Origin of the sequence: Paraburkholderia sp. J67, from assembly GCF_905220265.1 — a bacterium.
GTDB lineage: Bacteria > Pseudomonadota > Gammaproteobacteria > Burkholderiales > Burkholderiaceae > Paraburkholderia.
The window spans coordinates 126,511-140,884 of record NZ_CAJMZK010000001.1 but is presented as its reverse complement, the minus strand read 5'-3'; the positions used below and the strand labels follow the sequence as shown (position 1 = coordinate 140,884).

The 14,374-nt window shown below is 65.3% G+C and carries 8 protein-coding genes; 4 read left to right on the top strand and 4 right to left on the bottom strand.

Annotated elements, in window-relative coordinates; all coding sequences use genetic code 11:
- Positions 1 to 8: 8 nt before the first annotated feature.
- From U5782_RS00600 to U5782_RS00585, 4 genes are all read left to right on the top strand, one after another.
- Complete coding sequence (locus U5782_RS00600; protein ID WP_322041925.1) at positions 9 to 716, top strand: CerR family C-terminal domain-containing protein; 708 nt, start codon at positions 9 to 11, stop codon at positions 714 to 716.
- Between the two features lie 150 nt (positions 717 to 866).
- Complete coding sequence (locus tag U5782_RS00595; protein ID WP_322041924.1) at positions 867 to 1,502, top strand: LysE family translocator; 636 nt, start codon at positions 867 to 869, stop codon at positions 1,500 to 1,502.
- A gap of 125 nt (positions 1,503 to 1,627) precedes the next feature.
- Positions 1,628 to 2,191 (top strand): TetR/AcrR family transcriptional regulator, encoded by a 564-nt coding sequence (locus U5782_RS00590; RefSeq protein ID WP_322041923.1) that lies wholly within the window; start codon positions 1,628 to 1,630, stop codon positions 2,189 to 2,191.
- 335 nt (positions 2,192 to 2,526) lie between these two features.
- The gene (locus U5782_RS00585; protein WP_322041922.1) at positions 2,527 to 2,952 is read left to right on the top strand and encodes an organic hydroperoxide resistance protein; all 426 of its coding nucleotides are present in this window, start codon (positions 2,527 to 2,529) and stop codon (positions 2,950 to 2,952) included.
- A gap of 121 nt (positions 2,953 to 3,073) precedes the next feature.
- Here U5782_RS00585 and recD read toward each other — a convergent pair whose 3' ends face one another.
- The 4 genes from recD to U5782_RS00565 all read right to left on the bottom strand — a co-directional run bounded on the left by recD (position 3,074) and on the right by U5782_RS00565 (position 14,286).
- Positions 3,074 to 5,311 (bottom strand): exodeoxyribonuclease V subunit alpha, encoded by a 2,238-nt coding sequence (gene recD, locus U5782_RS00580; RefSeq protein WP_322041921.1) that lies wholly within the window; start codon positions 5,309 to 5,311, stop codon positions 3,074 to 3,076.
- Positions 5,308 to 9,153, bottom strand: coding sequence for an exodeoxyribonuclease V subunit beta (recB, locus tag U5782_RS00575; protein WP_322041920.1), 3,846 nt, complete (start codon positions 9,151 to 9,153; stop codon positions 5,308 to 5,310). Before recB ends, recD begins: the two co-directional genes overlap by 4 nt.
- Complete coding sequence (gene recC / locus U5782_RS00570; RefSeq protein WP_322041919.1) at positions 9,150 to 12,743, bottom strand: exodeoxyribonuclease V subunit gamma; 3,594 nt, start codon at positions 12,741 to 12,743, stop codon at positions 9,150 to 9,152. Before recC ends, recB begins: the two co-directional genes overlap by 4 nt.
- Positions 12,744 to 13,008: 265 nt before the next feature.
- Complete coding sequence (locus U5782_RS00565) at positions 13,009 to 14,286, bottom strand: autotransporter strand-loop-strand O-heptosyltransferase (RefSeq protein ID WP_322041918.1); 1,278 nt, start codon at positions 14,284 to 14,286, stop codon at positions 13,009 to 13,011.
- Between the last annotated feature and the right edge of the window lie 88 nt (positions 14,287 to 14,374).

Below are 14,374 nucleotides of genomic sequence, written 5' to 3'. Positions count from 1 at the left end.
CACATGCCATGAATGAACCCAAACGACTGCGCCGCCCCTCGGCGGGCGGTTATGCGCGCGGCGACGAAACCCGCCGCAAGATCATCGAAGCCGCCATCAGCCTGTTCGGGCAGCATGGATTCGAAGGCGCCTCGACGCGCGACATCGCCGCGCGCGCGGGCGTCAACGCCCCCGCGTTGCAGTACTACTTCGAGAACAAGGAAGGCGTTTATCGTGCGTGCGCCGAATCGATCGCCGACGAATCCTGGCAAGCCTTCGAACCTGCCGTGCTACGCGCACGCGCCGTGCTCGAACGCAACGGCGACACGCCCGCGCTGATCGAGGCCTTTCTCGACATCCAGCGCTCAGTGGCGGACCGCACTTTCGTGAAACGCAGCGAGCCTGACCAACGCCTCTTCTTCGCGCGCGAGCAAGGCGGCGGCGAGCCCGAAATTGGCTCCCAGGTCCTGCGCGAGCGCGTGCGCGCACCGCTCAACGCGGTGAACGTCGAACTGCTGGCGCGCATCACGGGCAAGCCCGCCGACGATCCCCTCACCGTGGTGCGGATGTTCAGCCTCTACGGGCAGTTTCTGCTGTTTCATATCGCGCGCCGCTCGACGCTTTCGTCACTGGAATGGGACGAAATCGATGCGGAAAAGGCCGACTTCCTCAAGGCCAGCGTCGGCGAGCAAACCCGTGTGCTGCTGGAGCACTGGAGCCGGTTGCGCGACGCCTGAACTCAGGCAGAAGTTGCCGATAAGAGACGCAAGCAGCACCGCGCTTCTTATCGGAAACGCCCTCGTTTCCGCGCGTTTCCGATAAGCCGCAGCGCACGCCGTTTTGCGCGTGCTAGTGTTAAAGATTCCTTCCAGGCACCCACGAGCACCATGTCACCCACTACCGCTGTTGTCAGCATCCTCGCCGCGCTTCTGCTCGGCGCCATGAGCCCGGGACCGAGCTTCGTGATGGTCGCGCGCAACTCGATCGGCCTGTCACGGCGCGATGGCGTCGCCACGGCGCTCGGCATGGGCATCGGCGCAATCTGCTTCGCAGGCATCGCGCTCGCCGGACTCTATACGCTGCTCGCCACGGTCGCGTGGCTCTATGCCGGGCTCAAGATCGCAGGCGGCGTCTATCTGCTGTACATCGCCTCGCGTATCTGGCGCGGTGCGGGCGAGCCTGTGACGATGGGCAACAGTGAGCAGCGCGCCGCACAGCCGGGCAAATCGTTCTGGAGCGGCCTGACGACCCAGCTCAGCAATCCCAAAACCGCCGTGGCCTACGGCAGCATCTTCGTGGCGTTGCTGCCGCAGCACCCGCCGCTCTGGTGCTATTTCGCGCTGCCGCCGCTCGTGTTCGCGATCGAAGCCGGCTGGTACACCGTGGTCGCGCTCAGCTTTTCCAGTCAGCGCCCGCGCGAACTCTATCTGCGCGCGAAGCGCTGGATCGACCGCGTCGCCGCCGGTGCGATCGCGGCGCTCGGCCTGCGGCTGATTGCCAGCGCAGGCCATCGCGGCCTGTAAATGGACGGCCGGGAGCCGCATCATGGACGCCCGGCCATTTGTTTCCTGAAGGAAACCAGCGCGGCAAATAAACTTTTTTCGCGAAGTGCTTGACAGTCTATCTGCTAGTAGATAAATTAGAGCCCATGAACACGAAGTTGACAGTACGCGAACAGGTCCTCGATCACGCCATCACCTTGATGATGCTGCGGGGTTACAACGGATTCAGCTATCGCGACCTGTCAGAGCTCGTAGGCGTGAAGACGTCGAGCATCCATTACTACTTCCCGTCGAAAGACGATCTCGTGCTCGAGGCGGTGAAGCAGTACAGCGACGAAGTCATGCAGGCGCTGCAAACGGTCGATCCGGCACTGTCGGCCAACGAAAAGCTCGCCATGTACACGCGGTTTTTCGGCAAGACGCTGGGCGACGGCAACCAGATCTGCCTGTGCGGCATGCTGGCCGCCGACATCGAGACGCTGCCCGAGGAAGTCCGCGAAGCGGTTCAAGCGTTCTTCCGCACGAATGAGGCGTGGCTGGCGAAGGTGCTGGCGCAGGGTGTCGAGGAAGGTACGCTGGTCGCACGAGGCAAACCGGAAAGCGCAGCGCGCACGTTGTTCGCGGCGCTTCAAGGCAGCGTGCTGGCAAGCCGCCTGTTTCACACGAAGGCGCGCCTGGAAGACGTGGAAGCGATGTGGAAGGTCGCCTGATCAGCAGCAGGAACGGCGCGACCGGAAAGATTTGACGAAGGCGGTTTTCCGTCTTTTCGCAGGGCCGTTAATCTATCTTTTAGTAGATAGCCAAACCGGTAGATTGAAGCAGGACAGAGATTAAGTCTGGTTTATGTCGTAGCCTCATATCTATCTAGTGATAGATAGTATTTTTAGAATGACGATAGCGCCCGTCACACGGTTTCGCCATGATGGAGCGCTAACGTCGATGCCACGCAGTACCTTATCTGTCGCGAAGACCGCCATCGGTCTGGACGACTAACGATTCAACACCGCAGTTTATTTGCTGCATTGCTCACACTGGAGAGTCAGTCATGTCGATCGAAAAAGTCCTCTACACCGCCGAAGCCACCGCAACCGGAGGCCGTGACGGCCGCGCCGTGGTCCCCGCGAGCAACCTCGACCTCAAGCTCACGACGCCGCGCGAACTGGGCGGCGCAGGCGGCGAAGGCACGAACCCGGAGCAACTGTTCGCAGCGGGCTACAGCGCCTGCTTCATCGGTGCAATGAAATTCGTGGCTGCACGCGACAAGATCGCCATCCCGGCTGACGTCTCGGTCAATGGCCACGTCGGTATCGGCCAGATCCCCAATGGCTTTGGCATCGAGGTCGAACTGCGCATCTCGCTGCCGGGCCTGGACCGCGCCGCCGCGCAAGCGCTGGTCGACAAGGCTCACATCGTCTGCCCGTACTCGAATGCCACGCGCAACAACATCGACGTGACGCTGACGATCGTCTAAGACGGCACCGGCGAGTTTTCCCGATTTCCGATCGGAAAACGCCGGGCGGTGACGGAGCGGGCCTGGTCAGGGCCCGACCCGGCATCGCCCGGCGTTTTTTCTCGTTATCCGATCGGAAACGTCACGCGCTCTGTACCGCGTCGCGGGCAAGGCCAGCCATCAGGCCACTCGCACGCTGCACCTTGGCCACCACCGCACGGTCGAGAACCGAGCGACCTTCGGGCACCGCAAGCGTGAGAAAAGCGCGCGCCCGCGTAATGCCCGTATAGACGAGTTCGCGCGTGAGGATCGGGCTGTAGGTATCGGGCAGCACCAGCGCCGCGTGCATGAACTCGGAACCCTGCGATTTATGGACGGTAAGCGCAAACACCGTCTCCACGCCCTGCAAGCGGCTCGGCGAAACCCACTTCACCCCGCCCGCACCGTCCCCGGCCGGGAACGCCACACGCAACACCGGCGGCCGTCCATCTTCTACGGGCAAGTCGAGCGCGATGCCAATGTCGCCATTCATCAAGCCCAGCTCGTAGTCGTTGTGCGTGACGAGCACGGGCCGGCCCGCATACCAGTCACCAAGCGGCTCGATCAGCCCCTCCTCCTGAAGCAGCCGGGCGACACGCCGGTTGAGTCCTTCCACGCCCCATGCGCCACGTCGCAACGCGCACAGCAACTGAAACTCGGTATGCGCCTTCAGCACGCCGGCCGCCCACCCTGCCAGTTCTTCCGGCGTCGAGCCTGGCGCAGGCCGTGTGGTTCGCATCGTTTCGAGGTAGTGGCGATAACCCCGTCGCTGCGAAGCGCCTTCGCGCACGACCAGCGCTTCATCCACACTGCCGTCGACGATCAACGCGCGCAATGGCCCGTCATCGTGCACAGGACAGATGAGGCGCGCGAGATCCGTGTAACCGTGCCGCCAGATCTTCGCCACGCCCGTTGCGTCGCCGATATTGACGAGTTCGGCGAGCGCGCCGATCCCGCTTTCCGATGCGAAACGATGGCTCTCGCGCAGCATCGCCACAGCCTGATCGAGCGGCGTGCCCTGCGCGTCGAGCATGACGGCGTCGATGCGCTCGCCCGTGGCAGCCTCAAGCCACACGCGCGTCGCTTCCGTGTAATGACCCTCGCGTGCGCGGTCGCAGAGTTCGCCTAGCACCGCGCCAGCCTCCACCGAGGCCAACTGATCCTTGTCACCGAGCAGGATCAGGCGCGCCGTGGGCGGCAAGGCGTCGAGCACGGCGGCCATCATTTCGAGGTCGACCATCGAAGCTTCGTCGATCACGAGCACGTCGACGGGCAACGGATTGGCGGCATCGTGACGGAAACGCCGGCTGCCTGGCCGCGTGCCCAGCACGCGATGCAAAGTCGTCACGGCGGTGGGAATCGCGTTGCGCAGCGCCGACGCGTCCACGCGCTGCGCCAGTGCCTCGAACGGCAAGCGCGCCACGGCACCGGCGATCGATTCGTTCAGACGGGCCGCCGCCTTGCCGGTGGGCGCCGCGAGGCGGATGCGCAATGGCCGCGCCACCACGTTGCTGCCGAGCGCCAACGTCTGAAGGAGTGCCAACAACTTCACGACCGTGGTGGTCTTGCCCGTTCCCGGGCCGCCCGTGATGATGCTGAAGGCGCTACGCGCGGCTAGCGCACAGGCCAGCTTCTGCCAATCGGCACGGTTCCCCTCTGCTGCTTTCGCCGCACGCGGCACGAACAGCGCGTCCAGCGCAGCACGTGCGGCCTCTGCGGGCAATTCGGCTTCGATGCGCGCGCGCTGCGCGAGTCGCGCCTCGATGCCCGCGCGCACGTCCTGCTCGTATTGCCAGTAGCGGCGCAAATAGCAGCGCGTTCCCGTCAGCACGAGCGGCGTGTTGTCGCCTTCCGCGCCCACCAGATCCGGCACATCGAGCGCCGCCAGCCAATGTTCGAGCGTCACGCCTGCCAGCACTTCGGCGGGCGGCTGCGGCGGCTCATCGGAAGGCGTCTGCGGGCCATCGGGCGGCAAGGAGAGCGCGAACGCCGGATCGTCGAGCGTGGCCTTCAAGTCGAGGCACACGTGCCCCCGCCCAAGCTGATGGCTCGCCAACGCAGCGGCCAGCAGCAACAGCGGCGGCACGTCGGGCGCCTCCTCCAGCAGGAAACGCGCAAACGCGCCGTCGAGCGCACGCAACCAGCCGCGTTCGACCCAACGCTCGAGCGTGCCGAGCATCTGCGCTGCCGTCCGTTGCGCAGCGGCTCGCGCGGGCGCGGGGGCTTCGTGTCGAAGTTCGGGCTCATATTCAGGCTGCAATTCGAGTTGCGCGAACAGGTCCCCAGTCACCCCGATGCCATCGTTGAGACCCGAGTTCGCAGTCGTGCGGCGCTTCGTCATACCGCGCCCTCCAGCGTGCCGTGATGCGCAAAGAGCGCATCGAGTCCTTCAATCAGTTCGCGCGGCGGACGCTCGCAGTGCAAGCCCTGACTCGGTGAATTCCCGCCACGCAGGAACATATAGACGGCACCGCCAATATGCCTATCGTAATCGTAGTCGGGCAGCCGCGACTTGAGCAGCCGATGCAGCGCGAACAGATAAAGCGCGTATTGCAGTTCATAGCGCGAATGCAGGATCTGCGAACGCATTTTCTCCCCGGTATATGAGGCGTCGTCGGCGCCCAGCCAGTTCGACTTGTAGTCGGCCACGTAATAACGCCCCTCATGTTCGAACACGAGGTCGATAAAGCCCTTGAGCATGCCGTTCAGGCGCGCGGCATCCAGCTGCGGGCGCTGGGCGCCGTCCAGCGTCAGCGTCGTGACGAGCGCGTCGAGTTCGAGCGTATCGACCCTGTGCGCCGCGACCCAGAATTCCATTTCCGCCATATACGCCGCTTTATCGAGCGACGAAAGCGTGAGCGGTGACACCGGCTCGCCGCCGACATCCGGCAAACGCAGCGGCGTGCCGATAAAAGCCAGCATCCATTGCGTGAGCGTCTCGATCCATTGCGACCAGCCGCGCACACTGCAGCGCCGCGCGATCATGTCGCGCAGACGCGCATGCGCGCGCTCATCGGCGATCTCCGCGAAACCTTCGTTCGCCACCCACTCCATGAGTTCGTGGAGGAAACTGCCCGCGTCCGCGCCGCGCTCGAAACCGTGCATCGGCGCACCCGCTGGCGCTAGCGTATTGGCGTTGGGCGCGTCGAACTCGGCGTCGCCAGTGTCAGGCGAGCTCGCGCCAAGCAGTTCGAGGAACACGTCCTCGCCGCGCGTGTCGGGCGCGATGCGCTCCTCTTCTTCCTGCTTCGCCGCGAACGCGCCTTGTGCGCCCTCTACGGTTTTCAGGCTCGAATAGCTGGCGATCCACCACGGCGTGCGCGTGCGGCGCGGGAAGGTCCGCGCGCGGCCGCGTGCAGCGCCCGGCCCCTGCAAAGCGAAAACCTCGTTACCGGCCACAGGTGCAGGTGCGACGGCAATATCGCTACACGGCCCGCGCAGCGATTCGAGCAGCGTATCGCTGTGCTCCGCGGGTAAAGCTTCGCCGCCGCCCACGAGATAGCCGAACGCGCTCCCTTCCACGTTCTGCACAGGCGCGTAGCCGATCCACGTCGCGTAGCAGGCACGCGTGAGCGCGACGTACAGTTTGCGCAAGTCCTCGCCGAGCCGTTCGCGGTCGGCTTGAGTCAGCACGGCAGGCTCAGGGGCGAGCGTGACCTTCAATTCGCCATCCTGATCATGCCATTTGAACGGCACGTCACTGGCTTTCACCGCGCGATGCGCGCACGCAAACGGCAAGAAAACCAGCGGATATTCCAACCCCTTCGACTTGTGGATGGTCACTACCTGCACGAGCCCAGCATCGCTTTCGAGGCGCAACTGGCGTGCATCGCCACCACCGCCCGCGCTTTCGTCCTCGCGTTGCTCGTCGAGATAACGGATAAGCGCATGCTCGCCGTCAAGCTGCGTGCTCGCCTGTTGAAGCAGTTCCGCCAGATGCAGCAGGTTCGTGAGCGCACGCTCGCCGTTCAGACCTGACGCTGCGCTTTCGCCCAGCAAACGCTGCGGCACATGAAAATCGTTGAGCAGACGGCGCAGCATCGGCAGCACGCCCTTCTTGCGCCAGACCTCGCGATAGCCACGGAATTGCAGCACGCGCGCTTCCCACGCGATCTCGTCGCGGCCCAGCGCGTCCAGTTCGTACCAGCCGAGGCCGAGCGACGCCGTGGCGAGCGCGCTGCGCACGAGCCGCCCGTCATCGGGCTCTGCGCACGCGCCCAGCCAGTAACGCAATTCGTCGGCTTGCGGCGTCAGGTACACGGAATCGCGATCGGACAGATAAACGCTGCGCACGCCGCGCACCGCCAACGCTTCGCGAATTGCACGCGCCTCGTCGCGGTTATTCACGAGCACCGCCATATGCGAAGGCCGCAGCGGCTTGAGCCCCTCCTCGCCTTCGAAGCCCGCCGCGCCCATCTGGCCCAGATTGAGCAGGCGCACCATCTCGGTGGCGCAACTCGCGGCCATGCTCGCGAAATAGGCGGTCTTGCTCATCGCCTTGCCGTCGTCCGCGCCCGGCAGCCACCAGACGTTGAGCGCGGCCAGCGTATTGCCGTTGGCCACGAGTTCGTCGGGACGGCCATTCGCATCGGCGGCGACGAACGGCAAGGCATTCGCCCCGCCTTGCGCGCCCCGAAACAGGAACGCGCCACTGCCTTCCGTGCGCGTTTCCGCCGCTTCGAAACAGCGATTGACCGCATCGACCATCGCCCGCGTCGAGCGGAAATTCTTCTTGAGCGTATAGAGCCGCCCCTCGCAGGCGCGCCGCGCACGCAGATAGGTATAGATATCCGCGCCGCGAAACGCGTAGATGGCCTGCTTCGGATCGCCGATCAAGACGATTGCCGTATCGGCGTTGTTCGACTCGATCGCATAGACCGAATCGAAGATCTGATACTGAACCGGGTCCGTGTCCTGGAACTCGTCGATCAGCGCCACCGGATACTGCTTGCGAATGATCTCGGCGAGGCGCGGGCCGTTCGGCTTCTTCAACGCGGCCAGCAGGCGCGTGAGCAGATCGTCGAAACCCATCTGCGAGCGCCGCGCCTCTTCTTCCTCGAAACGCCGCGCGACCCAGCGCGCCGCGTGGCAGAGGATTGGCAGCTTCGCCTCGGGCGGCGCGCCCAAAGCCTCGCGCAAGGTTTCCATCGCCGTGAAGCACGGATGCGCGGGCGGCGCACCATCCTTCCAGATGTCCGCGAGACCGTCGGGCGTGAGGCGCGTCCACACCGCGGCATCGTCCTTGAAGCCGGGGTGCGCGCTATGCGGGTCGTTGGCCCATTCGCGCAGCTTCGCAAACCAGTTCTCGCAGTTGCGCGTATTCAGCTTTTTCGCGTCGAACAGCTTCTTTTCGCGCGCCGCCGCGATGAGGCCTTCCGCGTCATCAATGCCCTCGCGCCAAGGCGCCTTTAGCGCTTCCAGTTCTTCGTATGCCTGCGTACGTGCCTCATGCAGCGCAGCGGCGGGATCGACGGCATCGGGCAACAGCTCCGCGTGCGCGAGCAGACCACGAATCGCACTGTGCAGCGCATCGGGGCTCGCGAACCAGTTACGCACTTCACCCGCGCCCTTTGCGTCGAGCGGCGCCATGAAGGTGCGCCAGTAGTCGCGCACGACTTCGGCACGCAGTTCGGTCTGGTCCGTTTCCAGCGTCTGCGAAAACAGGCTGTCGCTATCGAACGCATGCTCGCTGAGCATGCGGTTGCACCAGCCGTGAATGGTCGAAACCGCGGCCTCGTCCATCCATTCGGCGGCCAGTTGCAGGCGGCGCGCGCAGCCCGGCCACTGCTCCGGCGGGTACGCCTCACGCAGATCGTGCAGCAGGTCGACGCCGGGCGCGCGCAGCGGCACGTCTTCGGGCAGCGCGCGGAAATAGTCGGCGGCTTCGATCAGGCGCGCGCGGATACGCTCGCGCAGTTCCTTGGTCGCGGCGTCGGTAAAGGTCACGACGAGGATCTCGGGCGGCGTGAGCGGTCGCAAACCGCTCTGTGCGTTTGCGCTTTCATCGTCATCGATCGCGTAGGGGTCGATCTCGCCGTGATGGCCGAGCACTAGCCGCACATAAAGCATGGCGATCGTGAAGGTCTTGCCGGTGCCCGCGCTCGCTTCGATCAGGCGGCTGCCGTAAAGCGGAAAGCGCAGCGGCTCCAGCACATCGGCGATCATGTCGTCTGCCGGGGTCATGCGGTTTCTCCAGCGGTATTCGCCTGTTGGGTTCTCTTCGACGACGACAGCGGCGCACGTTGCACCGGCAGCAGCAGCGAGGTTGCGAGCGCAACGAATTCATCGCCTTCGATCAATGCATCGAAATCGGGAAATGCCCGGCGCAGATAGGGATTCGTATCGCACTCGCCGGGCAGGCGCGTCGCGCCTTCGAACGCGGTGCGAGCCGCTTCCCATGCCTCGGCGGGAATCTCGCCGGAACCCGCCACGTAGTCGACCGGCAGCTTGCGTAGCCAGGCAAAGGCCGTCTTGACGGCGAGCGGCAGCGGCCGGCGGCCGCCTTCGTCCCACGCCGCCAGCAGATCGAGCAGCCACGCGCGCGCCACGTCGGGCGCGATCGGCGCGAACTCCGCCACACCCACCTTGCTGACGATCACCGTCGTCACCTCACCCGCCGCCAGTTGCGCGGCGACGTGTGCAACCCAATACGCCACCAGCCGGTCGCCGCGATACTTGTTGTCCTTGATAAGCGTGCCGGCATCGAGAATCACGCGCCCGAGCGCGCCGCCCTCACCTTCACGGATATCGTCGAGCCAGTCCTGGATGTCGAGCGTGCGGCCCTCGCGCAGCGTATCGAGACGAATTTCGTATTGATGCGCGAGCGGCGTCGGCCAGCGCGCGAGCGCCTTGCGATATTCGGCGAACAACGCTTCCATCGGTTCGAGCAGTTCTTCGCCGATCACTTCACCGAAGCCACCCGAAGCCAGATCGCCGCTGCGGTGCATGCGTTCGAGCCGCGCGCGCGCGACGGCATCGAGGTCGTCCTCGCCGCGCTCCATCGCCCGCAACTGCGCGCGAATCAGTTCGTCCTGCAACTGCCACGCCTGCAAGGCGTCGACTTCGAAGGGCTCGTGGTTCTCGCTCGCTTCGTCCTGCATTTCAAGGCCCACACGCAAGCGCTGCCGGAAGAAGGTACGCACCGGGTCGCGCAAAAACTCGCCCAGTTCGCGAATCGACAGCGGCTCGTCGCGCTCGGGCGGGGACAAAACGGCGTCTTGGGGCGTCGCCCCCGCAAGCGGCGCGGGACGGCTCCATTCATGCGCATACGTGTACAGCGGCGCGTCATGCGGATCGGCCGGAAAGTATTCAGCACTGAACGGTTGCAGGCGATGCTCGATGGTCAGGGCGTCGAGCAGCTTGCGCGGCTTGTCGGTCTCTTCGTCCTCCAGCCGCCAGCCCGCCTTGAGATGGTCGCGCAACTGTCCGACCAGCACCGAAGGCGGACGCGGCGTGTTGTCGGTCACGCTGCGGCCCACCCACGAAATATGTAGGTGATCGCGCGCGGACATCATCGCTTCGAGGAACAGATAACGGTCGTCTTCGCGTCGCGAGCGGTCACCGGGGCGATAGTCGCGGCGCATCAGGTCGAAATCGAGCGGCGTGCGGCTACGCGGATAATCGCCGTCGTTCATGCCCAGCAAACAGACGTAGCGGAACGGAATCGCGCGCATCGGCATGAGCGTGGCGAACGTGATCGCACCTGCGAAAAAGCGCTGCGCGAGGCCGCCTCCGTCGAGTTGCCCGAGCCAGTTTTCCGCGACGATCGCAAGCGGCAGCGCTTCCGTAAGCGCGGCTTCGTCGCAGGCGTCACGCCACGTCAACAGGGCGTTGTCGAGCCGTTCGAGCGTATAGGCGTCATCGCCCTCGTCGGCGGCGAAGAAGGTGCCCATCAGCGCGCGCAGCCGCTCGCACCAGAGCGCCACGTCGACTGGTTCGCGCAGCGTGCGCCACGCGGCGTCGAGCGCGTCGATCAGGCGCGTGAGCGGGCCGAGCAGCGCCGCGTCGAGGCCGCCGATTTCGGCATACGGCTCGATGCCGCGCCACGCCCCCGCGCGATCGCCCGCCGCGTAGCCGAGCAACATGCGGCGCAAGCCGAACATCCAGCTATTGGGCGCACTCGCTTCATCGCCTTGAGGAAGGCCGAGACTGGCGCGCTGCTGCGCGTGCAGCCCCCAGCGAATATTCGCGCCGTCGATCCAGTTGCGCAGCGTCGGCACGTCGTCGGCGTCGATACCGAAACGTGCGCGCACCGCGGGCACTTCGAGCAGATCGAGCACGTCGCTGACCGTCACGCGCGCGTGCGGCAACGACAGCAGCATCTCCAGCGCGCCGATCAGCGGGTCGAACGCGCGCTGCGCACGATCCGCGATACTGAACGGAATGTAGCGCGGATCGTCGCCATCGACGAGACCGAACACCGCCTGGATATGCGGCGTATAAACCTCGATGTCGGGCACCATCACGATCACGTCGCGCGGGCGCAAGGCGGGGTCCGCCGCGAAGGCCGCGAGCAGCCGGTCGTACAGAATCTCCACTTCGCGCTGCGCACTATGCGCGACATGAAAGCGGATCGATTCGTCCACCTGCGGATCGACGGCAGGCCAGTGCTCGCGCGTTTCGACCAGCGGCCGCAGATCGCGGATATCGTCCTGCAACTGTTGCAACAACGTCTGCGGATCGCCGCCATCGAACAGGTCGATACGCTGGCCAATACGCGTGAAGTGAGGCGTATAGGTCTCGCGCGCCTCGTCGCTATCGTATTCGTCGAGCAGGCCGATGAAGTCGCGCCCCTGCTTGCCCCACGCCGCCAGCAAGGGCTGCGAATGCAGATGCAGTTGCGATTCGTCGAGCACGGCGGGCGCGCCCGCGCGGCGGCGCTGACGCGCATGACGCGCGCGCAGCAGGTCCTGATCGGCGACGATATCGGCCCAGTAATGCATGCACGGGTTATGCACGCAAAGCAACACCTGACTCCAGCGCGCGAGCGCCGCTAGCACTTCGAGCGACTGGCGCGGCAAGCTCGATATGCCGAATACCACGAGACGGCGCGGCAGCCCACGCGGGCGCGGGTTGTCCTCATCACCTTCTTGCCAGGCCTCGGCGCGCTGCATGAAGAGATCGTGCACCGCGGCGCGGCCAGTCTGCGCGAGCGCGCTGCCTGCGGGCGCGCGCTCGCTCACATCGGCAAGTAGCGCGCGCCAGAGCGCGGCTTGCCAGCGCGCATCGTCGGCGAGTGGGATGCGGTTGTTGCGCGCGTCGATCACCACGTCCTCGTGCGCAGCCCACGCGGCGAGCCAGTCGGCGCGATAGACCTGGTACTGGTCGAACAGGTCGGCCACGCGCTGGGCCAGCTGGAAGCACTTGCGCTGCTCCTCGTCGTGCGCCATGAAACGCTTGAGCGGCTCGTAGCCCGGCTCGTCGAGCAACGCAGGCAGCATGCGCATGAGGCGCCAGACGAGGCGCGACTTGTCGAACGGCGAGACGGCTGGCACGGCCTCCTCGCCCAGCACCGCGCGATAGACCGCCCAGAGGAAACGCGACGGCAGCGACATTTCCAGCGCCGCCGCGATGCCGCAACCGCCGTCCTCGGGATCGGCCGCGAAGGCCAGCTTGAGCCACTGCGCAATGCCGTTACTCTGAACCAGCAGCATTTCCTTTTCGAGCGGCCCGATGGGATGCTGGCTGATCCAGTTCACGATCAGGTCGCGCAGGCGCTCAGGCTCGTTGCCGTGCACCAGCATCAGCCCGGTGGGTAGTTCGCGCGCGCTCAAATGCGGCCTCCGCGCGTGACGAATACGGACAGACCACCGCGCGCAGCGCGCGAGCGGAATCGATGCGTGATTGACGTGAGGGACGTGAGGGATGCGGGCATGGCGCCTGGTCGTGTCTGTTGCCGATAAGAAACGCAGTGCGCCGCACCCGCTTTCCGAAGCGAAACACGGCGCGGACCGGCAGTGCGCCGGCCCAAGGCGACATGTTACGACATCGCTGACTCAGCCGATGCCCATCCCCACGACGGCATCGGCGAAAAGGGCTTCAACGCTCGTCGAGCGACGCGATCAGATCGTCCACCACGCGAATCACATGGCCCGCCGTGATGGCCGTGGTGCATTGATAGCGCAGCGCATCGTGCGCGTGGCGCGGGCACCAGCTGAAATCGTTGTCGAATTCGAAAGCGGTGTCGTTGTAGCAGCTGTTGCAGGCGTGGAAATTGATGACGCGCCAAGGCGTATCAAACTCCGCGTTGGGATGCGAAAAGCCGCTGATCAGGACCACCGGCACGCCCACGGCCCAGGCAAGCCATGAAAGCCCGCTGCCCAGGCCGACGAAGAAGTCGGCATGCATCAGCAAGCTCGCGCGCTCCTGCAAAGGGCGCTCGCCGGTGAAGTCCTCGGCGCCCTCGGGCATCGTGTTCAGCGCGCCCGCGAGACCGTATTCCCGGTCGCGGTCGATGCAGAGGACGCGATAGCCGCGCGACTTCAGATGGGCGACGAGCGTGCCCCAGCCGTGCGGGTTATTCCAGTACTTGCACTGCGTGGAGGCCTGCGCCGCGATACAGACGTAAGGCTCGGGCACGATGCGCGCACGGTCCGCGACCACGATGTGGGTGCGTCGCTCCACGGCGGCCACGCCCAGCATGTAGGAGGCGAAATCCTGCAAGCTGCTCACGCGCGGATCGGTTGGCTGATGATCGCGGTCGGCATAGGGGGAATAGCAGCCTACGCGGTAAGTCGCGTAAATCGGCTCGTTATTTTCGCGTTCCCGTTGCGCCGGTTCCGATACTTCCGATACGAAACGCAGCGCCGGATAGCCTCCCTTGAAGAGCGGATGCAGCCAGGATTTCATTTCGACGGTCACTTCGCAGCCGTGCTGCTGCCGGAACGCCTCGATCGCCGGCACCCAGCCGATGGCGTCGCCCAGCGCGCCGGAGCCGAGCGTCATCCAGACCCGTCGCCCCCGGGCGTCGAACGTATGGGAAAACACACAGCGCTCGCCATCGAACACTTCCAGCAGGAAGCGGACGAAGTATTTACGGCGGCTCGCCGCGACCTCGCCTGGCACGAGCGGCGCGTCAAAAACGAGATTCTGCGTATCGAGATCGTGCATGCGCACGCGCCAGCCCGCGTTGGACATCTGCGGCACCTGCACGCGGCAGCCATAGTTGAAGTCGAAACGGATGCCCTCGGGGCCGCTGAACAACGGCGCGTCGACGCGCGCGAAACTGGCCGCGAGGCGACCGCGTTGCCGATCGGAAACTTCTGGCGTTTCAGGCGCCGATTGGGGAGAGACGGGGCGGCCGGGCGTGCTATTCATCGTGCGGATCTCGCAGGCATGCGGCACGACAGGCGCCGCCAGTTCGGAGCGGGCACGCCGGGCAAGAACTGCCGGCGCACCGAGTCCG

Bases quoted from the DNA above. Each gene is read 5' to 3' on its own strand.
- U5782_RS00600 (WP_322041925.1), top strand. From the start codon at position 9: ATGAATGAACCCAAACGACTGCGCCGCCCCTCGGCGGGCGGTTATGCG.
- U5782_RS00595 (WP_322041924.1), top strand. From the start codon at position 867: ATGTCACCCACTACCGCTGTTGTCAGCATCCTCGCCGCGCTTCTGCTC.
- U5782_RS00590 (WP_322041923.1), top strand. From the start codon at position 1,628: ATGAACACGAAGTTGACAGTACGCGAACAGGTCCTCGATCACGCCATC.
- U5782_RS00585 (WP_322041922.1), top strand. From the start codon at position 2,527: ATGTCGATCGAAAAAGTCCTCTACACCGCCGAAGCCACCGCAACCGGA.
- recD (WP_322041921.1), bottom strand. From the start codon at position 5,311: ATGACGAAGCGCCGCACGACTGCGAACTCGGGTCTCAACGATGGCATC.
- recB (WP_322041920.1), bottom strand. From the start codon at position 9,153: ATGACCCCGGCAGACGACATGATCGCCGATGTGCTGGAGCCGCTGCGC.
- U5782_RS00565 (WP_322041918.1), bottom strand. From the start codon at position 14,286: ATGAATAGCACGCCCGGCCGCCCCGTCTCTCCCCAATCGGCGCCTGAA.